Origin of the sequence: Streptomyces humi, assembly GCF_001005085.2 — a bacterium.
Classification (GTDB): domain Bacteria; phylum Actinomycetota; class Actinomycetes; order Streptomycetales; family Streptomycetaceae; genus Streptomyces; species Streptomyces humi.
In genome coordinates this window covers 38,288-60,466 of record NZ_LBMU02000013.1, presented here as the reverse complement: position 1 = coordinate 60,466, position 22,179 = coordinate 38,288, and the positions used below count along the sequence as shown (strand labels likewise).

Below are 22,179 nucleotides of genomic sequence, written 5' to 3'. Positions count from 1 at the left end.
TCCCTGATACGTGCGTACGTCCCCGCACACGGTACGGGACCGGGTACGGGGACGTACGTACGACTGGCTAAGCCTTACCCACTAGAGGCGGTACCGGCTCAGCCCTTGAAACGGGGGAACGCGGAGCGGCCGGCGTACACCGCCGCGTCGTCGAGGATCTCCTCGATGCGCAGCAGCTGGTTGTACTTGGCGACACGCTCGGAGCGGGCCGGGGCACCGGTCTTGATCTGGCCGCAGTTGGTGGCGACGGCCAGGTCGGCGATGGTGACGTCCTCGGTCTCGCCGGAGCGGTGGGACATCATGCACTTGAAGCCGTTGCGCTGGGCGAGCTCGACGGCGTCCAGGGTCTCGGTCAGCGAGCCGATCTGGTTGACCTTGACGAGCAGGGCGTTGGCGGTGCCCTCCTCGATGCCGCGGGCAAGGCGCTCCGGGTTGGTGACGAACAGGTCGTCGCCGACGAGCTGGACCTTGTCGCCGAGCTTGTCGGTGATGACCTTCCAGCCCGCCCAGTCGTCCTCGAACAGCGGGTCCTCGATGGAGACCAGCGGGTACGCGGCGACGAGCTCCTCGTAGTACTCGGTCATCTCGGCGGCCGAGCGGGACTTGCCCTCGAACTCGTACTTGCCGTCCTTGTAGAACTCGGACGCGGCGACGTCGAGCGCGAGCGCGATCTGCTCGCCGGGGATGTAACCGGCCTGCTTGATCGCCTCCAGGATGAGGTCGAGCGCGGCGCGGTTGGAGTCCAGGTTCGGGGCGAAGCCGCCCTCGTCACCGAGGCCGGTGGACAGACCCTTGGTCTTCAGGACCTTCTTCAGGGTGTGGTAGACCTCGGCACCCCAGCGCAGCGCCTCGGAGAAGGACTCCGCGCCGATCGGGGCGATCATGAACTCCTGGATGTCGACGTTGGAGTCCGCGTGCGAGCCGCCGTTGAGGATGTTCATCATCGGCACCGGCAGCAGGTGCGCGTTCGGGCCGCCGAGGTAGCGGAACAGCGGCAGGTCGGACGCCTCGGAGGCGGCGTGCGCGACGGCGAGGGAGACACCGAGGATGGCGTTGGCGCCGAGCGAGCCCTTGTTGTCGGTGGCGTCCAGGTCGAACATGGCCTGGTCGATCAGGCGCTGCTCGGTGGCGTCGTAGCCGACCAGCTCCGGGCCGATCTGCTCGATCACGGCGAGGACGGCCTTCTCGACACCCTTGCCGAGGTAGCGGTTGGGGTCGCCGTCACGGAGCTCGATGGCCTCGAAGGCACCGGTGGAGGCGCCGGACGGGACGGCGGCACGACCCGTGCTGCCGTCGTCGAGGCCGACCTCGACCTCGACCGTGGGGTTGCCTCGGGAGTCCAGGATTTCCCGGGCTACGACGACGTCGATGGACGGCACGAGCATCTCCTTCTTGGGATGTGACGCTGGTTGTGCGGGGCGCACGCGGACCTTGTCGGCCCTTGCTCAGCCTTGCGACTAGAGCCTAACCGTCCCAGGGCCGTCAGCCGGTCGACCGACCGGCCCGTGGACACACTGACGGTACTCATTGTTCACGCGCGGAACAAAGGGGGTCCCGATGAAGAACGGAAGAAGAGCGGGTCAAGCGGCGACCGCGGAGCGGGTCAAGCGGCGGCCACAAAGAGAAACCCCGCTCCGGTGCGTTCGGGGGGAGACGCACCGGAGCGGGGGCCCGTGGGGGACGGGGGCTGCCCTCACATGGCCCCCACTATGGGGACCACGGTTGTGTGGGGGCTGTGATTCAGTTGGGTCTTACTTCAGGTGCAGCTGCTGGCCGGGGTAGATGAAGTCGGCGTCCTCGACGATGTCCTTGTTCAGCTTGAACAGCGCCTGCCAGCCACCCTTGACCTTGTGCTTCTCGGCGATCGAGCTGAGGGTGTCACCCTTGACGACCTTGTACTCGCCGTCGCCCTTCTTGACCTTCTTGCCGGTCGGGGTGGAGACGGTCTTGGACGCGGCCGGACGCTCGGCGGACCGGGAGGCGGCCTGCGTGTCCGTCGTACGGCTGCTGCTGCCGGAGCCGCTGCTCGACGAGCCGGAGGAGCTGGAGGAGCTGGAGCTGGAGGAGCTGGTGCTGCCGCCGGTGTAGGCGGCGCCGGACAGGCCCTTGCCGCAGACCGGCCAGGCACCCTTGCCCTGGGCGGCGAGGACCTTCTCGGCGACCTGGATCTGCTGGGCCTTGGAGGCCTGGTTGGCCTGCGGGGCGTAGGCGGTGCCGCCGTACGCGGCCCAGGTGGAGGCGGAGAACTGCAAACCGCCGTAGTAGCCGTTGCCGGTGTTGATGGACCAGTTGCCGCCGGACTCGCACTGGGCGACCGTGTCCCATTCGGAGGCGGTGGCGGCGGAGGCGCTGCCGGCCGCCATCAGCGGAGCGGCGACGGCCGCGCCGGTGACACCGGCGACGGCGATGGCGCGGACGGCCTTGGACGGACGGCGGTGCTTGCCCTTGCCGGAAAACAGCATGGTGGATCCCCTCACCGACGCCTGCGAGGTGAGCTGTCGGGTTCGGGCCGGTTGAGTTGCCCGGCCGCACGGCCCGCTCTCGCGAGACGCGCGGCTCCACCCCTAGCCGGTTCCGGCGGCCTTTCGGCCGTGAGCCCTCGCAGACTCAACTGCCGGACCCGGCGCTTACCTTGGGTCCCCCGCTCCTGCCTACGGCGCTTGCGCGACGACTGTTCCCGGGCGGCCGCTGGCAGGACTCGGCGTTGCGACGGCCGGGGCTCGTGGTGACGAGCGGCCTTGACCGTAAACAGACGATCAGGTGAATTTCAAAGATGATCAGGGCTTCTGAGACTCATCCCACACTTTCACCAAAACGGACATTAATCCCGAAGCGGGACGTCAACTCCCGCTACTTCTGGTCCGATTCGCCGCTGAGTTTCAGGGTCTGACCGGGGGCGATGTCGTTCGGGTCGGCGCCGATGTCCGCCTTGTTCGCGGCGTAGAGCGCACGCCACCCGCCGTCGAGGCCAAGGGAGTCGGCGATCGAGGCGAGGGTGTCGCCGTCGCGGACGGTGTACGTACCGGCCGCGGTGGAGGCGTGACGACCGGAGGATGCGACCTTCTGACCGTTTGTCACGCTTTCGTCCGCCGAGTCACCACGGTGCTTGCCGCCGCTACTGACGGCGCCCGTGTCGACCAGACTCCAAGAACTGCCGTTCTGCCACGAATTGTCCGAGTCGCTGTCATCGTCCGCGATGACGGGGTTCTCGCTCGCCTTGGAGGTGGCGGAGCCGGAAGACGATGACTTGTCCGTCTTGCCGGACTTGTGGGACGTGTCCTTCTCGGCGTCGTCGCTCGCGCCGGAACTCGGCGACGGGCTCGCGGACTCGGTCCCGGAGTCCTTCGCCGTCGACGAGGAGCCGGAGCCGGTCGAGGTGGACGAGTCGGACAGCCCGGAGGACGCGTCGGAGGAGTCGTCCGCGGAGCCGGACGCGTCACCCGATCCGTCGAGGCCCGTGTCGACGTTCACCGAGGCGTCGTCCGACGACAGCCCGGCCAGCAGGGCACAGGTCCGCCAGGGCTTGGTGCCCTGGTCCGCGAGTATCTTCTCGGCGACCGCGATCTGCTGCGAACGGCTCGCCTGGTCGGGCGTCGCGGCGTAGTCCGTGCCGCCGTACTTGTCCCAGTCGTCCTGGGACATCTGGAGGCCGCCGTAGTAGCCGTTGCCGCTGTCCATGCTCCAGGAACCGGCGCTCTCGCACTCGGCCACCTTGTCCCAGGTCGTGCCGTCGGCCGCGTTGGCGCTCGCGGCGCCGAGCAGCGGAATGGCGATCGCGGAGCCGGTCACGCCGGCCGCCACGAGGAGCGCCGGAGCCTGACGGGGGCGACGGTGACGACCGTTCCCGGAGAGCATGCGGAAACCTTTCGAGCGACAGCGATGAACGGCACGGCGGGTCCCGCGAGGGCGCCGCGCTGATGGGTGAACGTATCGGCAGACGATCACTTGTCACAAGTTAATGCCGCGCAGATCACGTGAAGATCACAGAGTTGAGTGCTGGTCACCTTCGGTACGTGGGGGCCGAACGGAGGGCCGTGGAGGGGGCCGGACGCCGGGCCGTCACGCCTCGGGGGTGAACGCCACGGGGAGCGCGCGCAGTCCGCGCATGATGAGCCCACCCCGCCACCGCAACTCCCCCTCGTCCGCCGCGAGTCGCAGGTCGGGGAGGCGGGTGAGCAGAGTGGCGAGCGCCGTCTGCCCTTCGAGCCGGGCGAGCGGGGCACCCAGGCAGTAGTGGATGCCGTGGCCGTATCCGAGGTGCTGGTTGTCCCGCCGGGAGAGGTCGAGCGTGTCCGGGTCGGCGAACCGCTCCGGGTCCCGGTCGGCGGCCGCGAGTACGACGAGGACCGGGTCGCCGGCCGCGATGTGCTGTCCGCCGACGACCAGCGGCTCGGTGGCGAACCGCCAGGTGGCCAGCTCCACCGGACCGTCGTAGCGCAGGAGTTCCTCCACCCCGGTCTCCAGGAGGCCGCGCTCCCCGGCGGCCAGGGAGTCCCGCAGGCGGGCACGCTGCTCGGGGTGGGTGAGCAGGGCGTACACGCCGTTGCCGATGAGGTTGACCGTGGTCTCGAAGCCTGCGAACAGCAGGATGAAGGCCATGGCGGCGGCCTCGTTCTCGGTGAGGTGCTCACCGTGGTCCGAGGCTCTGATGAGCCCGGAGATCAGGTCCTCCCCGGGGTCCGGCTCGGCAGGCAGCGCCTCCCGTTTGCGGTGGATCAGCTCCGCCAGATACCCGCGCATCTTCTTCACGGACCGCGCGACGCCGCCCCTCGGCCCGCCCCCGTGCCGGATCATCATCCCCGCCCAGTCCCGGAAGTCGTCCTGGTCCTCCCGCGGGACGCCCAGCAGGTCGCAGATGGCGTAGATGGGGAGCGGAAAGGCGAAGTCGTGGATGAGGTCCGCCTCCCCCTTGTCCGCGAACCCGTCGATGAGCCCGTCGGTCAGCTCCTGCACCCGGGGCGTGAACTCGGCCACCCGACGCGGTGTGAACGCCTTGCTGACCAGCCGCCGCAGCCGGGTGTGGTCCGGCGGGTCGATGTTCAGCAGGTGTGTCATCAACTCGGCCTTGCGCTCGCCGGGGATCCCGGTCTTCCCCCGGGCGTGCGCGGGCTCGTCGTGATGCGCCGGGTTCTTGCTGAGCCGCGGGTCCGCGAGGGTCTGTCTGGCATCGGCGTACCGGGTGACCAGCCAGGCCTCCACACCGCTCGGGAGGGTGGCGCGGTGCACGGGGGCGTGCTCGCGGAGCCAGGCGTAGGCAGGGTAGGGGTCGGTCGCGAACTCCCAGGTGAAGAGTTCGGGGGCGGTCCGGGCGGTGGCGGCCGGATGTGGCTGGTCGGTCACTCCTCAGTCCTGTCCTTCGCTACGCCGGATCGCGTCCCGGTATGTGCGGGCCGCTGCTCTCAGGGCCGCTTCCGGGTCGACGCCCTCTGTTTCGGCGCGGGCGGCCAGGGCCAGGAGTTCGTAGCCGATGCCTTCGCCGGTGGGGACGGGGACGTCCAGGCCGGCGGTGCGGACGCGGGAGGTGAGCTTGGCGGCGAGGGCGAGGCCGGGCTGGCCGAGGGGTACGCCGTCGGTCACCGACTTCCGCTGCTTCTCGACCGCCTTCTTGCGCAGCCAGTGCTCCTTGACCTCCTCCGGCGTGGACGCGGTCTCGTCGCCGAAGACGTGCGGGTGGCGGTGGATGAGCTTGGCGACGATCCCCGCGGCCACGTCGTCGACCGAGAAGGGGGCCTCCGGGTCCTCCTCCGCTATCCGGGCGTGGAAGACGACCTGGAGGAGGACGTCGCCCAGTTCCTCGCGCAGTTCGTCGCGGTCGCCGGCCTCGATCGCCTCGACGAGTTCGTACGCCTCCTCGATGGCGTACTTCGCCAGGCCCTCGTGGGTCTTCCGGGACGACCAGGGGCACTCCTCGCGGATGCGGTCCATGACCTGGACGAGGTCGAGGAGGCGGGCGCCGGGCAGGTCGTAGGAGGCGGGGAGGAGTTCCAGCTCGGGCATCCGGACCCGGCCGGAGCCGGCCAGGCGGGCCAGGCCGTCCGTGAGCGCGGGCTCGCCCTCGCCCGTCGCGACGACCACCACGGTGCGGCCGCCGGCGCAGTGGTCGACCAGTTCCTCGGCGGTGGGGGCGGCCTCGTCCACGGCCGTGCCGGCCTCGCGCAGGTACGGCAGCTGTGGATGCGCGCCGTCCGCGCACAGCACGCGGTCGGCGGTGCGCAGGGCCTGCCAGGCGGGCCAGGACAGCAGGCCGGGGGCGACCCGGTGGCTGGTGGTGAGGAGGACGATGCGGCCGGCGTCGGTGCCGGGCTCCGGGGTGGTGGGTTCGGGCCTGGTGGTGTTCACGCTCCGAACGTAACGCACGGCCGCCGCCGACCTCGTGGTTTGTCCACAGGGCGGGGATGATCAAGCGATCGTATGACCGCTGTTCCGTCCTGGTGCGGCCGCGCTATGCGGACGTCTGGGTCCCGGCCGACGTGACCTCCCGGACCCACGGCGTCTTGGCGTCCACCCGGCTGCTCTTCTGGACGTCCCAGGCTCCGTAGCGCGGGTTGAGGTCGACGTGGAGTTCCTCGGACGCCTGGGAGAGGGCCTTCCAGAAGGCCGGCTGCGAGGTGTCGGTGCCGAGCGCCTGGGCGAGCTTCCCGGCCTCCACCTGGAAGCGGAGGTTGTCGTCCAGGCGCGCGGGGGCGATGCCGTACTTCTGGAGCCAGGCGGTCCTTAGTGCCTTGGCGCCGCCGGCCTGCTGTTGCAGGCGGGTGCGCATCTCGTCGACCTCCTTGCGGGAGACGCTGACGCCGGCGTCCTGGGCGGCCCGGTGCAGCACCCGGTCGAGGACCATGTTGTAGAGGGTGTCCCGGGTGAGGCTGCTGGTGGCGGAGAGGACCTGCTGGTACTGCGCCTGGTCCGGCACCGCGGCACGCTGTGCCTGCCGCACCTCGTTCACGCGGTTCTCCAGCTGCGAGACGGTGATCCGCTGCCCGCCGACGACGGCTGCCGCGCCCGGGTGCGCGCCGCTTCCGCAGGCGGTGAGGAGGGGGGCCGCGGCGGCGATCGCGGCGGACAGGACGAGCGCGGTGCGACGGCGGCGGTGCAAGGAGGCCTCCCGAGGAGATTGTGCGACGGTGCACAAGGTCTTGCGGTGATCGATGGTAGGCAGTGGGCAAGCTCTGGCCAACCCATTCGACCAACGATTCCCGCACGCGTCCGGCACCGCCGCGCCACCCCCCGGAAGGGTTTGCGGGTCACCCCGTCGCGGCTCCGGGCTCAGCCCGTGATCGCCACCGGGGCGTCCCACGCGTCGCGGTCCACGGTGATCGTGTAACCGCCTCGGGTCTCCTTGCTGTTGACCATGTACTGGTGCGCCCGGCTGTGGCCGGTGAACTGGGTGGCGCCGAACGGCCAGTCCGTGGTCGTGGTGTTCGTCTTGTCCCACAGCGCGTACCAGAGGTTGCCCGGCAGGTCCGTCTTGTCCGTGGCGTTCGCGATCGCCTTGGCGCTGGAGCTGGTGAAGCCGTAGAGGCCCGCGCGGTACGTCTTGGCGCGCAGTTCCTTGTCGAAGGCGCGGACGTACGTCAGCACGGCGTTGTTGCACGACGTGTTCGTCGTGTCGTACGCCTCCATGTCGAGGTAGATCGGGCTCCCCGCCTTCATGCCGAGGGCGGCGGCCTTGGCCACGGCGTCGTCCGCCTCGGACTTGCCGACGGAGGCCGCGGTCGAAGCGCTGATCTTGACGGAGCCGCCGGAGCCGCAGGACGGCTGGGAGCCCACGTAGAGCGGGACGAGCTTCCAGCCCACCGCGGAGACGGACTTGACCCAGGAGGCGGTGAGGTTGGGCTGGGCGCAGCCGCGGTTCTTGCCGCCGATGTAGACGGCGGCGGCGCCGTAGAAGCCGGTGTTCCAGGCCTTCATCGCGGCGAGGGAGGGCGCGGCGCAGGTGTCGAAGGCGCGGCCGGTGAACGTCTTCTGGGCGGGCCAGGTGGTGGCCGCCATGGAGGTCTGCGCGGCGATCCCGGCTCCGGCGACGACGGCGGCGCCCGCGACGCCCCAGGTGATGTATCTGCGCTTCTTCGACTGCCGATGGCTGGACATACCGGATCCCCACCCCTGTGTGTGCACTATGCAAGGAAGTTCTGCGGAAAACGGACGGCAACCTATCAGGCGCGGCGGGACTAGCCGCGCACCTGCCCCAGCCACTGCAACGTCCGCCGGACCTCCGCCGCCATGGGGTGCCCGGGTCCGTGCAGGCGCTCCACGTCGAACAGCAGCCGGGTGAGGGTGTCGTGGGCGGCCGGCCGGTCGCCGAGGGCGAGCAGCAGGTGCCCGATCCGGCGGCGCACGTCGTGCGCGAGCTGGGGGTCGCCGGCCACGTACTGGTTCTCGTAGTACGGCAGCAGCGCGCGGTACTCGGCGAGTGCCGCCGCCGGTTCGCCGAGCTGTTCCAGGCACTGGGCGATGTCGTAGCGGAAGCGCAGGGACTGCGGGTCGGCCTGGCCGGCCTCGGCGGCGCGTTCGTCGGCGAGCCGGCGCAGTTCGGGCAGCGCGCGCCGGTACTGCCCGTCGTCCATGAGGGTGGCCGCGTACTGCTTGCGCAGGGTCCGTACGACCGTGGAGCGCTCCCCGTGCTGGTCGGCGGCGACCGGCAGGATCGCGCCCAGGATGTCGACGGCCTGGGTGATCCGCCCTTCGCCGAGCAGCCGTTTGACCTCGTCGACGGCGGTGGCGACGTCGGGTCTGCCGGGTACGGCGGCCACCGGGGCGGCGGGCTGCGGCGCGGGCGTCCGCGCGCGGTCCGGCCACGGGGCGTGCGGGCGCAGGAAGGGGCGGGTGGGGTCCAGCGGCGCCCCCGAGGGCTTCCCGCGCGCGGGCAGCAGCGACGCCAGGTCCTCGTAGACCTCCTGCGCGGACGCCGGCCGGTGCTGCGGGTCCTTGGCCAGCAGGCGCAGCACGAGGCTTTCGAGCGGTTCCGGGACCTCGGGGCGGATCCGGCGTACCGGCACCGGCGGTTCGTACAGGTGGCGGTGGAGCACGCCGAGGGCGGTGGAACCCGCGAACGGCACCTCTCCGCTGAGCAGTTCGTGCAGCAGTACGCCGAGCGCGTACAGGTCGGTGTACGGGCCGACCGCGCCGCCCATCGCCTGCTCGGGCGCCATGTAGGCGGGCGAGCCGATCGGGGAGCCGGTGTGGGTGAGCCGGGTGGTGTCCGTGTCCATGACGGAGGCGACGCCCAGGTCGAGGACGGTCACCGTGCCGTCCTGCTTCACCATCACGTTGCGCGGCTTGAGGTCGCGGTGGACGATCGGCACCGCGTGCACGGCGCTCAGCACGGCGCACAGCTGCGCGGCCACGGCCACCGCCCACTGCCACGGGTAGGGGTCGTGTTCCGCGAGGTGGTCGGAGAGGTCGGCGCCGTCCACGTACTGCATCACGAGGAAGAGGTCCTCGCCCTCGCTGCCCGCGTCGTGCACGGTGACCAGGCCCGGGTGGTCGACCTGTGCGGTCACCCGGCACTCCCGCAGGAACCGCCGGCGCAGTTCCTCTGCCTCCGCGCCCGCGACCTTGTCGGGCCGCAGCAGCTTCACCGCCACGCGCCGGTCGAGCCGTTGGTCGTACGCCGTCCACACCTGGCCCATGCCGCCCTGGCCGATGATCGTGGACAGTTCGTAGCGGCCGGCCACGACCCGTCCCGTCGCCACGGTCACCTGCCGCTCTCGTGGTGGCCGTCGTGCTTGCGCAGGTAGTCGCTGAGTTCGTCGAGTTCGGCGCGCACCTGCTCGATGCGGGCGGGCGCCGGGCGCTGGGGCGGGGCGGGTATCGGGGGGTGCGCGGCCGGCTGCCGGGGGATCGGCGGCGGGGTGTGCGGCGACGGGGTGTGCGGCTGCTGGGTGTGCGGCGGCCGCGTGTCCAGGGGCGCCGTCCCCGTGGTGTACGGCGAGACGGGGGGCGGGTAGCCGTACGTCTGCGCCGCGTACGCCTCGCGCCGGCGCTGGAAGTGCCGTACGTCGGCCACGAGGTAGTAGACGACCGTGGCCAACAGGGCGCCGAACAGCAGGGTGATGCCCAGGTAGCCGCCGGTGGTGTGCACGTCGTCGCCGGGTTCGCTGCCCAGCAGCACGAGGCTGAGGACGTCGGCCGCCGCGACCGCCACCAGCAGGCCGTAGTCCGCGGATCGGCGGGTCACGACGGCCAGCCGCAGCATCATCACCCAGGCCAGGAAGCCGAGACTGAGCACGCCCGTCGCCACGAACACCAGGCGCAACAGGACCAGTACCGCGTTGTGCGGCGGCCGCTGCACCGGCTGCGCATGGCCCTGGCCTTGCATGATCGCTCCTGTGTTCCCGGAAGAGGGCGTGGGTGCCCGTCCGGTGCGGCCCGCGCGCGGACGGCACCGGTCGTACGGTGGTCGTCCCGAGCATATGGCCCGGCGCGGACATCCGGTCGGGGTTGTACCGAACCGTTGTGCGCAGCCCGGCCGGTGAGCCGGCCCCCGTACGGGTGACCGCTCAGTCAGGCGCGACCGTGCCCACGGTGAGACCGTCGTACATCCCGCGTACGAGCTGCTCCCCGAGCCGGCTCGTGCGGCGCAGCGCCCGCTCGAACTCGTCGAGTGCGCGGAAACGGGCGCCGTAGCGCCGTTGTTCCTCCAGCGGAAGCCGGGGCAGTTGCAGGCGGCGCACGTCCAGCCGGGTCGCGGTGGAGGCGTAGCTGCTTGCCTGCCGGTTGTTGGCGCTGCCGCGCAGGAAGCCGGCGAGGAACCAGGCGTCGAGCGCCGTGCGGTCGGGGCGCAGCAGCACGAGGTTGCGGCCCAGGGCGGCGCCCGCCGTGGCGTCGTCGACCACGCGCGCGACCGAACCCCCGCCGAGCACCGGCACGACGACGTCGCCCGGCTCGGTGAGCACGGCCTCCTCCTCGCTCTCGGGAAGCGTGCCCGAAGGCGTCGCGCCGGCGAGGACGTCCTGGTCGGTGAGGACGGGCACGCGCGTGTGGCCGCCGTGGCCACCGGTGCGCAGCACCAGCGCGCCGCCGCGGGCGAGTTCACCGACGGTGGTGAGCGGCCAGCGCGCGGGCGGGGCCTGGCCGGCCGGGGGCGGGGTGAGGTCGGCGGTCAGCCGCAGGGTCTCGCCGAGCCGTTCACGGACCGCGGTGAGCTGCTCGGCGCCGTCCGCCGCGGCCGGCGGCGGCAGGTGGCGGGCGGGGGCGAGATCCACGTCGTCGTCGAGGAGTTCGATGACCGGCACCGCACGGGCCGGCACCGGCCGCCCTCCCGGGTCCGTGCCGCGCTCGAAGGCCCGCCAGGCGTCCAGTACGGCGTCCCGTACCGCCGCCCGGTCGGGGCCGCCCCGCCCCTCCCCCGCGAACCTCCCGGTGTCCACGAGCAGCACCTGGGGCGTGGCCGGGGTCCGGTCGGGCCGCCGCAGCACCCACAGGTGCAGCGGGATGTTGTACGGCGGCGCCGCCCCGACCGGCAGCGCCACCACCGCGCGCAGCGCGCCCCGGCGCAGCAGGTCGGCGCGGATCCGGCGGCCGGAGCGGCGGGACGCGGCGGCCGGCGGCATCAGCAGGACCGCGGTGCCGCCGTCGGCGAGCCGGGCGAGGGCGTGCTGCACCCAGGCCAGCTCCGACTCGGTACGCGCCGGGAAGCCGTACTCCCAGCGGGGGTCGTAGGCGAGTTCGTCGTGGCCCCAGTTGCGTTCGTTGAACGGCGGATGGCAGAGCACGGCGTCGGCGCGCAGCTCCGGGTGGGCGTCGGCGCGCAGGGTGTCGCCGGTGGCGCCGTGCACGCGGGCCCGGGAGTGCAGGGCGAGGCGCAGCGCGGTGAGTGCGGCGAGTCCGGGGGCGCTGTCCTGGGCGTACAGCTGCTGCCCGGGGCCGGTGTGCACGGCCCGCAGCAGGGCGCCGGTGCCGCAGGCCGGGTCCAGGACCGTACGGGCGGGTCCGGCGAGGTCGGCCATGAGACCGGCCAGGTCGGGCGGGGTGAGCGTGTTCTGGCGGGGGCTGGCGTCGAGGTGCCGGCCGAGCAGGAACTCGAAACTCTGCCGGGCCCCCGACTCGGCCGCCAGTTCGGCGGCACCGCGCAGGAGGGGGACGGACGGCAGGAGCTGAGGGCCGGTGGGAATGCGCGGCTCGGTGTTCACGGGACCGCCGGCCGGTGCGGGATTCACAGGGCCGTTGAAGGGGCCGGCGTTCACAGAGGAGGTCGGCGATCCGGCGTTCACAAAGCCGGTCGGTGATCCGGTGTTCACAAGGCCGGTCGGTGATCCGGTGTTCACAGAGGCGGCGGGCGACCCGGTGTTCACAGGGCCGTTGGCTGAGCCGGTGTTCACAGGACGGGTGGATGGTGCGGGGTTCACAGGGCCGTTCGATGGTGCGGGGTTCACAGTCCTGTTGACCGGCTCGGTGCCGAAGCGGGCCGCCAGTACCTGTTCCAGCGCGCCGGGCAGCATCGCTGCCAGGCGTTCGTCGGAGCCGGCGCTCACATCGAGCCAGACCGTGGGGCGTTCATGGATCAGCAGCAGGGCGCAGCCGGCGTGCACCAGCGCGGTGAGCGGGCCGTCGGGATGTCCGGCGAGGTGCTGCCAGACCCGTTCGCGCAGCGGGACCTCGGCGAGTTTGCCCTGTCCGCGCAGCCAGGCCTCGACCTCGGCCAACGCGAAGGAGGGGCTGGTCTCGGTGCCGCCCACCGGTTTGGGGAAGTCAGCATGCCGGCGGCGCCAGTTGCTGACGGCGGCCCGGCCCACCCCGGCGAGCCGTGCGATACCGGCCGCGGTCACCTCTGTGGCGTTGTTCTGCACGCGCCCCCGCTCCCCTCGTCCCGTGATGCGCCGAGCATACCGACGCACACGGGATCTACGGGTTCACGGCCGTGTACACGGCGTGTCGCACGCATCGTGTTGACTCGGTTCACAAGCTCTGCTCTTATTGACCTCGCGAACAACGGCGGCCTGAGGGGCGACCGCCACGGGGGAGGGGATCAGCCATGGGCATGAAGACCAGGATGGGACTCAGCGCCCTAGTGGGATTCGTCATCATCGGCAGCGTGTCCGCGCACGCAGGCGGCGGTGCCGGGGGCAGCCCGTCCAGCGGTGCTTCAGGCGGCCCGTCCCACGGGACCTCCGTCTCCCCCGGCCGCACACCGGACGCCGGGCAGACCCCGCGGACGCACGGCCGGCCTTCGCCGGACCCGACCCACAGCGAGCCCACGCCGGGCTGAAAGCCGATCCAGCCTCATCCAGCACCACCGACACCACCGACACCACCGACACCACCGGGACCGCTGGCATTACCAGCACCTCCGGCACCTCCGGCACCACCGGCACCACCGGCACCGCGCCCGGCATGCACCACCCCGACACCCCACCCCCACCGCCACGGCCACCGCCACGGCCACCGCCACCGCGCCCGGCGCGGCCCGGCCGCCGCCTTCACGCGCCCCGGTCGTCCCCCGGTTCCGCACACCGCCGTTCCACGATTCCACCGTCCAACCACCCGAGAAGGACTCCGATGCGTCTCTCGTCCCGTGCCGCCGTGCTCATGACCGTCGCGGCACTCCCGTTGGCCCTGTCCGCATGCTCCTCCGGTTCGTCCGCCGACTCCGGCTCCGGTAACGGCACCAGCGCCGGTGCCAAGCCGGCCAAGGCGCAGGACCCCGACGCCGGTCTGTTCACCGGTACACAGCTGAAGAAGGCCCTCGCGCCCGCCTCGGCCTTCCCCTCCGGGCTCACCCTGGAGTCCGACGGTTCCGCGGACAGCGGTGGCCAGTTCCTCTCCCCGGCCGCCCGGAAGACCGGCAAGCCGGACTGCACCAGACTGGAGACCACGTCCTGGATCCAGGTCTCCGGCTACAAGGGCGGGGTGTCGTTCGCGCAGAACGGCTACGCGAACAAGACGGAGGAGGTGGACCAGGAGATCGACACCTTCCAGGGCACCACCGCGACCGAGGTGATGAAGGCCCTGCGGTCGGTGGCGGCCGCGTGTGCCACGTACACGGACACCGACGCGCACGCCAAGGTGAAGCTCTCCGGCAGCGCCACGTCCGGACTCGCCGAAGAGGCCTACACGATGACCCTGACGAGCGGCTACTGGGAGAACGGCACCACGCTGATCGCGGCCCGTTCCGGGAACTCCGTGGTCACCGTGCTGTCCACGGCGGGCAGCGACAACGGCGCCGCGTCCGCGAAGAAGGTGACGGCCACGGTCCTGTCGGCGCTGAAGAAGTAGCCGGTGGGCTTCCCGGCCCGGTGACCGTTCCGTCTCCCTCGAAGGACGCCGATGCGCCAGTCGCCCCGCGCCGCCGGCCGGGCAACCGCCGTACCAGCCGCTGTACCGGCCGCCGCGTCGGCCTCCGCGCCGGCCGCCGCGCCGGCCGCCGTGCGGCTGCCCGCCGTACCCGGAACCTTCCTGCGCGCCGCGCTCGCCCTCGGCCTGCTGATCGGGTTCTACGCGCTGGCGCTGTTCGTCCTCGTCGTGCTGGCACTGCTTGACGTCTTCCTGGCCCGTGGCCCGGCCATCACGGTCATGACCGTCGAGGGGTGGCTCGGTTCGCTGGCCGTCGCCTGGTGCGTGGTACGGGTCGTCCTGCTCAGCCTCGGTCCCGGCGACGGGCCTGACGAGATCCCCGGTCTGCCGGTGACGCCTGAGGAGCAGCCCGGACTGTGGCGGCGCGTGGGTGAGCTGGCCGAACGCGTGGGTACCAGGCCGCCCGTGGAGATACGGGTGACACCGGGGGCGGGCGCCATGGTGCAGGAGCAGGCCCGGTGGCTCGGGCTGGTCCCGGGCGAACGGCGGCTCTTCCTCGGCGTGGCCCTGCTGATCGGTCTTCCGGAGCCCGAACTGGACGCCGTGCTCGCCCACGAACTGGGCCATTACGCGCGGCACGACACCCGCCTGGGCGCTCTGGTCTGGGCGCTGCACCGCAGGGTGCTCGGGACGGTGCGCACGTTGCGGCAGCGGGCCGCGCGTGAGGAGGCCGAGGAGCGGGCGACGTCCGCCGCGCGGGCCGCACGGCGCAGGGCGGCCGGCCGGCCGCCAAAACCGGAACGGGGGCCCGCGCGCGGCCCGGACCACTACCTCGCCCTGGTGTTCTCGGCGTACGCCGCGCTGTGCCTGCGCCTGACCGAGGCCGTCAGCCGCCGGCAGGAGTACGCGGCCGACCGCACCGCCGCCGTCATCGCCGGACGGGACGCCATGACCGCCGCACTGCGCCGCGTTCCCGTGCTCGACGCCATGGACGACCGCTATCTGCGCGACTACGCCCTGATGGGGCGGGAGGCACGCCTGCTGCCGCCGTGGGGGCAGTTCCACGGCGGGCTCGGACACCTCCTCGCGGAGCACGAACGCCGTGAGCGCCTGGAACCGTGGGACAGGACACCCCGCCCGGAGGACACCCCCGAGGAGCGGTCCCCCTACGACAGCCACCCGCCCACGGCCGACCGCATCGCGGCACTGCGGGCACTGCCCGACGACGGGCGCGGCGCCACGTCCGTACGACGCCCGGCGCTCGCGCTGCTCCGGGCGCCGGACCAGCTCCTCGCCGCGCTCGAACAGCGCGTGCTGGGTGAGGAGACACTGTCCTGGCGGCGGGTGCCCTGGGCCGAACTGCCCACCCGGGTCCGGCGCGAGAGCTGGGCACGGGAGGCGGCACCCCTGCTGGCGGCCATGGCCCAGGTGACGGGACCGGGCGTCCTGGCCGCACCTTCGGCCGTACAGCTCGGCCACCTCCTGGACCTGCTCGACCACGGTCTGCTGTACGACCTCGCGGGCCGGCTCCCCCGGTCGGAGCGGGCCGGCCTCAGCAGTGGCCGGGCGGCGCGCGAGTTCGCCCGGACGGCCCTCCGCTCGGCCCTGCGCCGGCTGGCCCTGCTGGCCGCGCTGGACTCGGGGCTGTGCCGGTGGGAACTGTGCTGGTCGGGGCCGGCGGTGCGAACGGTGACGCCGGAACGGTTCGCCGAGGCGCTGGAGCAGTCGCTGGACCACGCGGTCGCCGCACCGCCCGGCACGGCACCACTGCGCGCCCTGCTGCTGCCCGGCGGGAGCCGCCACCCGTCCGACGGCACGGCACCGCCACCCGCCGCCCGGCCCTGGCCACCACCCAGCGTCCCGTACTGACGGACGGCCGACCTGACGACCTGACGACCTGACAGCCTGACGGCCTGACGACCTGACGGCCTGACGGCCTGACGAGCCTCCCGTCTCCCGTCTCCTCCCGTCACCTCCTCTCCCCCGCACCGCCACCTTCGACCGCCACCTTCGACCGCCACCTTCGACCGCCTCCCGGAACATCCCCGAACCCGAAAGACCCGTCATGAACGTCCTGATCGACATAGCCGGTGCCGGCGCCCTCGCCTACGCCGCGGTGACCGTCCCGCGCAACGCCCGCAAGGCGCGTGTGCTGCGGGCGGAGGCGAAGGCCAAGGCGCCGGTCAACATCGACCCCGCCAAGTACGGACTGGTGCCCGCCGCTCGGCTCGACAGCCGCTTCGCGGGCCCCGACCCCGAGGCGGACGCGGTCGCCGCGGCCGCCCTCGCCGGTGACTGGCGCCGCGCCGCCGGCTACCTGGCCGGGGCGGGCCGCGACTGGGACCTGCGGTGGTACCGGCTCGGCATCCTCGTGCACGCAGCCGCCGAGGACGACGCCTGGGTCAAGGCCTGGCGGACCGCGTACCCGGGCGACCCGTCGGCCGCGCTGGTGCACGCCGACGCGCTCGTCGTGCTGGCCGGCAAGGTACGTGGCGCGAAGTCGGCCAAGCACACCACCGCCGAGCAGTTCGAGGGCTTCCACCGGCTGCTGGCCGAGGCACTGCCCGCCTGCCAGGAGGCCGCCTGGATGGCACCCGAGGACCCCAGTCCGTGGGTCGCGCAGCTCACCGTCGCGCGCGGGCTGGGCTGGTCGAACGACGACTTCCGGGCGCTGTGGGCCGAGGTCACCGCGCGCGACCCGTACCACTTCGGTGCCCATGCCAGTGCCCTTCAGTACTGGTGCGCCAAGTGGCAGGGGTCGCACGAGCTGATGTACGCGTTCGCCGAACAGGCCGCGGCCACGGCACCGGCGGGGAGCCTGCTGCCCGTACTGCGTCTGGAGGCGCTGATGGAGCACTCGTTCCGCGAGCCGCAGGCACCCGTGTACGAGCAGCCGTTCGTGCACGCGGCCGTGGACGCCACCCTGGACGCCGTGGACCGGGTGCCGCCCGGGCACCACCGGCTGCCCGCGGTACGGCATCTGCTGGCTGACGCGCTGTTCCAGACGAAGCGGTACGCGGAGGCCGTCGAGCAGTTCGGGGCGGTCGGCGGATACGTCGGCAGCGCGCCGTGGTCGTACTCCGCCGACCCGGTCAAGGCCTTCGTCTTCGCGCGCACCAACACCTTCGTCGCCTGGGAGAAGGCGGGCCGCCCCGCACCCGGGCCGCGTGGCGGGGCGCGGTGAGCCGGGTCAGCGTGCCGTGAACCGCGACGGCGCCTTGGTCGGGTTGCCGCCCGTGGGAAGTTTCTGGCCCGGGCAGGTGGCGAGGACCTTCTTCATGGCCGCCTTCTCGGCGGCGGTGACCCACAGTCCGTACTTCTTCTTCACGGCCACCTGCGCGGCGACGTAGGTGCAGCGGTAGGACTTGTTGGACGGCAGCCAGGTGGCCGTGTCGCCGTCGCCCTTGCCGCGGTTGGCGCTCGCGTCGACGGCCAGCAGGTTCAGCGGGTCGTTGGCCAGGGCTATCCGCTTGCCGGCGTCCCAGTACTTCGCGCCCTTCTGCCAGGCGTCGGAGAGAGCGACGAGGTGGTCGATGTCGACCAGGCTGCGGCCGCGCCGGTAGGTGACGTCCTTGTCGGAGTACGGGTCCGGGTCGAGCACGCCGTAGGAGACCTTGCAGTCGCCGCCCGTGAACTTCACGTGTTTCAGGTCGCGCTTGAGGATGTCGTCCCTGGTGTCGCAGGAGTTGGAGTCGGTGTCCGCCCAGGCTGAGCCGAACTTGGCCCGGGTGTAACCGGTCTTCGGCGCCCGGCCCTTGACGGTGAGCGAGTCGGCGGCGGTCATGGCCGCGCCCCCGCCCCCGCCCCCGGCACCCGCACCGGGGGCTCCGGAAGTCCCCTTGTCCTGGAGGTCCTTGCATCCCGCCACGGCGAAGATCACGACGACGGCGATGGCCGCCCCGCCCCTCAGACGTGCCACGTCCGCCCCCACACTCTCCCTCTGCCGCCTCCGCATGGGCGGGTCTCTGCCTGCCCCACCGTAACCGCCGGATGATCCGGACCCGGCGGGGCCTCAGAGGACGGATGCCCGCAACCCCTTCGGGTAGTCGGGGTCCCGGCACGGGGAAGGAAGCCCGGGTGCCACGGCCGTGCGCCCGCTCACGCTCTCGGGGGACGCACGCCTTTCGTCGGCGGGCGTCCCCCGGCCGCGGTCAGGAGCCCAGGACGGAGGTGAGGAACTCGCCCACCCAGGACAGCAGTTCGCGGCCGACCAGCGGCTTGCCGCCCACCTTCGCGGTCTTCGGGCGCGGTACCAGCACCTGATGGACCGTCGGTTTGATGACCGTCCCCGGGTAGAGGCGCTTGAGACGCAGTTCCTGCGACTCGCGCAACTCCACCGGCGCGAACCGGATGTTGGTGCCCTGGAGGACGATCTCGCCGACCCCGCAGGCGCGCGCGAACATCCGCAGTCCGGCGACGAGCAGCAGGTTCTCCACCGGCTCGGGCAGCTTGCCGTAGCGGTCGGTGAGTTCCTCGCGGACCGCCCGGATGTCCTCCTCCGAGTTGGCGGAGGCGATGGCCCGGTAGGCCTGGAGGCGCAGCCGCTCGCCGGGCGCGTAGTCGTGCGGGACGTGCGCGTCGACGGGCAGCTCGATCTTGACCTCGAGCGGCGGCTCCTCTTCGATCTCCCCGGTCTCCAGCTGCCGCCGGTAGTCCGCGACGGCCTCGCCGACCATGCGCACGTACAGGTCGAAGCCGACGCCCGCGATGTGCCCGGACTGCTCGCCGCCGAGCAGGTTTCCGGCGCCGCGGATCTCCAGGTCCTTCATCGCCACGTACATGCCGGCGCCCATCTCGGTGTGCTGGGCGATGGTGGCGAGCCGTTCGTGCGCGGTCTCGGTGAGCGGCTTCTCCGGCGGGTACAGGAAGTACGCGTACCCGCGCTCGCGGCCGCGGCCGACCCGGCCGCGCAGCTGGTGCAGCTGGGACAGACCGAAGGTGTCGCCGCGTTCGACGATGAGCGTGTTGGCGTTGGAGATGTCGATGCCGGACTCGACGATCGTCGTCGACACGAGGACGTCGAACTTCTTCTCCCAGAAGTCGACCACGACCTGTTCGAGGGCCGACTCCGACATCTGGCCGTGCGCGGTCGCGATGCGCGCCTCGGGGACGATGTCGCGCAGCCGGGCCGCCGCACGGTCGATGGACTCGACGCGGTTGTGGATGTAGAAGACCTGGCCCTCGCGCAGCAGTTCACGGCGGATGGCGGCGCCGATCTGCTTCTCCTCGTACGGCCCGACGAAGGTGAGCACCGGGTGGCGCTCCTCGGGGGGCGTGGTGATGGTCGACATCTCGCGGATGCCGGTGACCGCCATCTCCAGGGTGCGCGGGATGGGGGTGGCCGACATGGTGAGCACGTCGACGTTGGCGCGCAGCTTCTTCAGCTGCTCCTTGTGCTCGACGCCGAAGCGCTGCTCCTCGTCGACGATGACCAGGCCGAGGTCCTTGAACTTGGTCTCGGAGGAGAACAGCCGGTGGGTGCCGATGACGACGTCGACGGCGCCCTCGCGCAGGCCCTCCAGGGTCCCCTTCGCCTCGGTGTCGGTCTGGAAGCGGGAGAGCGCCTTCACGCTCACCGGGAACTGCGAGTACCGCTCGGAGAAGGTCCCGAAGTGCTGCTGCACCAGCAGGGTCGTGGGCACCAGGACGGCGACCTGCTTGCCGTCCTGGACGGCCTTGAAGGCGGCCCGGACGGCGATCTCGGTCTTGCCGTAGCCGACGTCGCCGCAGATCAGGCGGTCCATGGGGACGGACTTCTCCATGTCCTCCTTGACCTCGGCGATGGTGGTCAGCTGGTCGGGGGTCTCCGCGTAGGGGAACGCGTCCTCCAGTTCGCGCTGCCACGGCGTGTCCCCGCCGAACGCGTGGCCGGGGGCGGCCATGCGCGCGCTGTACAGCTTGATGAGGTCGGCGGCGATCTCCTTGACGGCCTTCTTGGCGCGCGCCTTGGTCTTCGTCCAGTCCGCGCCGCCGAGCCGGTGCAGGGTGGGGGCCTCGCCGCCGACGTACTTGGTGATCTGCTCCAGCTGGTCGGTCGGGATGTACAGCCGGTCGCCGGGCTGGCCGCGCTTGGCGGGGGCGTACTCGACGACCAGGTACTCGCGGGTGGCGCCCTGGACGGTGCGCTGCACCATCTCGATGTAGCGGCCGACGCCGTGCTGCTCGTGGACGATGTAGTCGCCCGGTTCCAGGGTGAGCGGGTCGATGGTCTTGCGGCGGCGGGCCGGCATCCGGGCGCCGTCCTTGCCGGCCGCCTTCTGGCCGGACAGGTCGGTCTCGGTGAGGACGGCGAGTCTGAGCGCCGGGTCGACGAAGCCGTAGTCGATCGAGCCGCACGACACGTGCACGACGGACGGGCTCAGCTCGCCCAGGTCGACGTCGAGGCGGGCGGCGATGCCCTCGCCGCCGAGCACCTCGACGGTGCGGGAGGCGGGGCCGTGGCCCTCGGTGACGAACACCGTGCGCCAGCCGTCGGCCAGCCAGCCCTTGGTGTCGGCGAGGGCCTTCGCGGTGTCGCCGCGGTAGGTCTCCGGGGCGTGCATGCCGAGCTTGAGGGTGTCGGCGGACAGCTCCTCGTCGGCGGCGAACGGCGACACCGACCACCACATCATGTCGAGCTCGCGCGCGCGGTCGCGGACGTCGGCGATCGACCACAGGGAGGCGGCGCCGACGTCGATGGGTGCCTCGCCGCCGCCCGCGGTGGCCGCCCAGGACGCCTGGAGGAACTCCAGGCTGGTGGCCACCAGGTCGGCGGCGCGGGTGCGGACCCGCTCGGGGTCGCAGACGACGGCCATCGCGCCCTTGGGCAGCACGTCGAGCAGCAGCTCCATGTCGTCGACCAGGACGGGCGCCAGGGACTCCATGCCCTCGACCGCGATCCCCTCGGCGATCTTGTTCAGCAGTTCGCCGAGTTCGGGGTGTTCCTCGGCGAGGGCACGCGCGCGGGCCCGGACGTCCTCGGTGAGCAGCAGTTCGCGGCAGGGCGGCGCCCACAGGCCGTGTTCGGCGACCTCCAGGGAGCGCTGGTCGGCGACCTTGAAGTAGCGGATCTCCTCGACGTCGTCGCCCCAGAACTCGACGCGCAGGGGGTGTTCCTCGGTGGGCGGGAAGACGTCCAGGATGCCGCCGCGGACGGCGAACTCGCCGCGCTTCTCGACGAGCTCCACGCGCGCGTACGCGGCGGCCGCGAGGGCTTCCACGACCTCGTTGAGGTCGGCGCTGCGGCCGGTGCGCAGGGCCACGGGCTCCAGGTCGCCGAGGCCCTTGACCTGTGGCTGGAGCACGGAGCGCACGGGCGCGACGACGACGGAGACGGGGCCCGTCTCGGGGTCGTCGGAGCTGGGGTGGGCGAGGCGGCGCAGGACGGCGAGGCGGCGGCCCACGGTGTCGCTGCGGGGGCTGAGCCGCTCGTGCGGGAGCGTCTCCCAGGAGGGGTACTCCACGACGCCCTCGGAGGGCAGCAGGGTGCGCAGGGCGGCCGCCAGGTCCTCGGCCTCGCGGCCGGTGGCGGTGACCGCGAGCACGGGGCGGCCGGCCTCGCGGGCCAGGGCGGCGACCGCGAAGGGGCGGGCCGCCGGGGGGCCTACCAGGTCGACGTGCATGCGGTTGCCGTCCCCGGCCGCCTTGATCGCTTCCGCGAGGGCGGGGTCCTTGACGACGGCGTCGAGCAGACCGTGCAGGCTCATTCAGGGCGGCTTTCGTCCGGGGGTGGGCAACGCGAAGTGCCCGGCGCGGGCTGCGACCGGGGGGCTCTCCAGCCTACGACTACGCGGGCGCGGGTGCCCGGGGCTGTGGACAACCTCCGTCGCCCTGTGAGGTGCCCTGCGCCACGGCGGCCGTACCAGAGGGCTGCACGCCCTGGACCCCCGAGGCCCGTGCCCGCCCACCACCCGCCTCGCCTCGCCACCACCCGCCTCGCCTCGCCACACCTCGCCTCACCTCGCCTCGCCT

The 22,179-nt window shown here is 72.2% G+C and carries 15 protein-coding genes and 1 riboswitch; of the genes, 3 read left to right on the top strand and 12 right to left on the bottom strand.

All coding sequences use genetic code 11. From position 1 onward, the window contains the following. Positions 1–98: 98 nt before the first annotated feature. The 10 genes from eno to AAW13_RS04160 form a co-directional block, all read right to left on the bottom strand. Positions 99–1,385: a phosphopyruvate hydratase gene (eno, locus tag AAW13_RS04205; RefSeq protein WP_046731700.1), complete on the bottom strand. Its 1,287-nt coding sequence runs from the start codon at positions 1,383–1,385 to the stop codon at positions 99–101. Between the two features lie 366 nt (positions 1,386–1,751). After that, entirely contained in the window at positions 1,752–2,462 is a 711-nt protein-coding gene (locus tag AAW13_RS04200) for a LysM peptidoglycan-binding domain-containing protein (protein ID WP_046731701.1), read from the bottom strand. A 3-nt stretch (positions 2,463–2,465) separates the two neighbouring features. Continuing rightward, positions 2,466–2,669, bottom strand: a riboswitch (cyclic di-AMP (ydaO/yuaA leader). Positions 2,670–2,850: 181 nt separating this feature from the next. Continuing rightward, positions 2,851–3,855 carry a LysM peptidoglycan-binding domain-containing protein gene (locus tag AAW13_RS04195; protein ID WP_046731702.1) on the bottom strand — a complete coding sequence of 335 codons (1,005 nt, stop codon included), beginning with the start codon at positions 3,853–3,855 and terminating at the stop codon, positions 2,851–2,853. Positions 3,856–4,059: 204 nt separating this feature from the next. Next, the gene (locus tag AAW13_RS04190) at positions 4,060–5,340 is read right to left on the bottom strand and encodes a cytochrome P450 family protein (protein ID WP_046731703.1); all 1,281 of its coding nucleotides are present in this window, start codon (positions 5,338–5,340) and stop codon (positions 4,060–4,062) included. A gap of 3 nt (positions 5,341–5,343) precedes the next feature. Then, positions 5,344–6,339: a nucleoside triphosphate pyrophosphohydrolase gene (locus AAW13_RS04185; protein ID WP_046731704.1), complete on the bottom strand. Its 996-nt coding sequence runs from the start codon at positions 6,337–6,339 to the stop codon at positions 5,344–5,346. Positions 6,340–6,442: 103 nt separating this feature from the next. Continuing rightward, on the bottom strand, positions 6,443–7,090 hold the full coding sequence (locus AAW13_RS04180) for a SurA N-terminal domain-containing protein (protein WP_046731705.1): 648 nt from the start codon (positions 7,088–7,090) through the stop codon (positions 6,443–6,445). Between the two features lie 170 nt (positions 7,091–7,260). Beyond that, entirely contained in the window at positions 7,261–8,085 is an 825-nt protein-coding gene (locus AAW13_RS04175) for a glycoside hydrolase domain-containing protein (protein ID WP_046731706.1), read from the bottom strand. 80 nt (positions 8,086–8,165) lie between these two features. Further along, entirely contained in the window at positions 8,166–9,653 is a 1,488-nt protein-coding gene (locus AAW13_RS04170; protein ID WP_276207584.1) for a serine/threonine-protein kinase, read from the bottom strand. Between the two features lie 38 nt (positions 9,654–9,691). Next, complete coding sequence (locus AAW13_RS04165) at positions 9,692–10,315, bottom strand: hypothetical protein (protein WP_046731708.1); 624 nt, start codon at positions 10,313–10,315, stop codon at positions 9,692–9,694. A gap of 181 nt (positions 10,316–10,496) precedes the next feature. Continuing rightward, the gene (locus AAW13_RS04160) at positions 10,497–12,785 is read right to left on the bottom strand and encodes an N-6 DNA methylase (RefSeq protein WP_046731709.1); all 2,289 of its coding nucleotides are present in this window, start codon (positions 12,783–12,785) and stop codon (positions 10,497–10,499) included. Between the two features lie 709 nt (positions 12,786–13,494). Between AAW13_RS04160 and AAW13_RS04155 the strand changes: the two genes are divergently transcribed. The 3 genes from AAW13_RS04155 to AAW13_RS04145 all read left to right on the top strand — a co-directional run bounded on the left by AAW13_RS04155 (position 13,495) and on the right by AAW13_RS04145 (position 17,413). Next, entirely contained in the window at positions 13,495–14,211 is a 717-nt protein-coding gene (locus tag AAW13_RS04155; RefSeq protein ID WP_046731710.1) for a hypothetical protein, read from the top strand. 51 nt (positions 14,212–14,262) lie between these two features. Next, positions 14,263–16,098 (top strand): M48 family metallopeptidase, encoded by a 1,836-nt coding sequence (locus AAW13_RS04150; protein WP_052768652.1) that lies wholly within the window; start codon positions 14,263–14,265, stop codon positions 16,096–16,098. Between the two features lie 196 nt (positions 16,099–16,294). After that, positions 16,295–17,413 carry a hypothetical protein gene (locus AAW13_RS04145; RefSeq protein WP_052768653.1) on the top strand — a complete coding sequence of 373 codons (1,119 nt, stop codon included), beginning with the start codon at positions 16,295–16,297 and terminating at the stop codon, positions 17,411–17,413. Between the two features lie 6 nt (positions 17,414–17,419). Here AAW13_RS04145 and AAW13_RS04140 read toward each other — a convergent pair whose 3' ends face one another. Together AAW13_RS04140 and mfd are read right to left on the bottom strand one after the other, a co-directional pair. Beyond that, positions 17,420–18,148: an HNH endonuclease family protein gene (locus AAW13_RS04140; RefSeq protein ID WP_046731749.1), complete on the bottom strand. Its 729-nt coding sequence runs from the start codon at positions 18,146–18,148 to the stop codon at positions 17,420–17,422. A gap of 232 nt (positions 18,149–18,380) precedes the next feature. Then, complete coding sequence (gene mfd, locus AAW13_RS04135; RefSeq protein ID WP_046731711.1) at positions 18,381–21,914, bottom strand: transcription-repair coupling factor; 3,534 nt, start codon at positions 21,912–21,914, stop codon at positions 18,381–18,383. Positions 21,915–22,179: the final 265 nt, after the last annotated feature.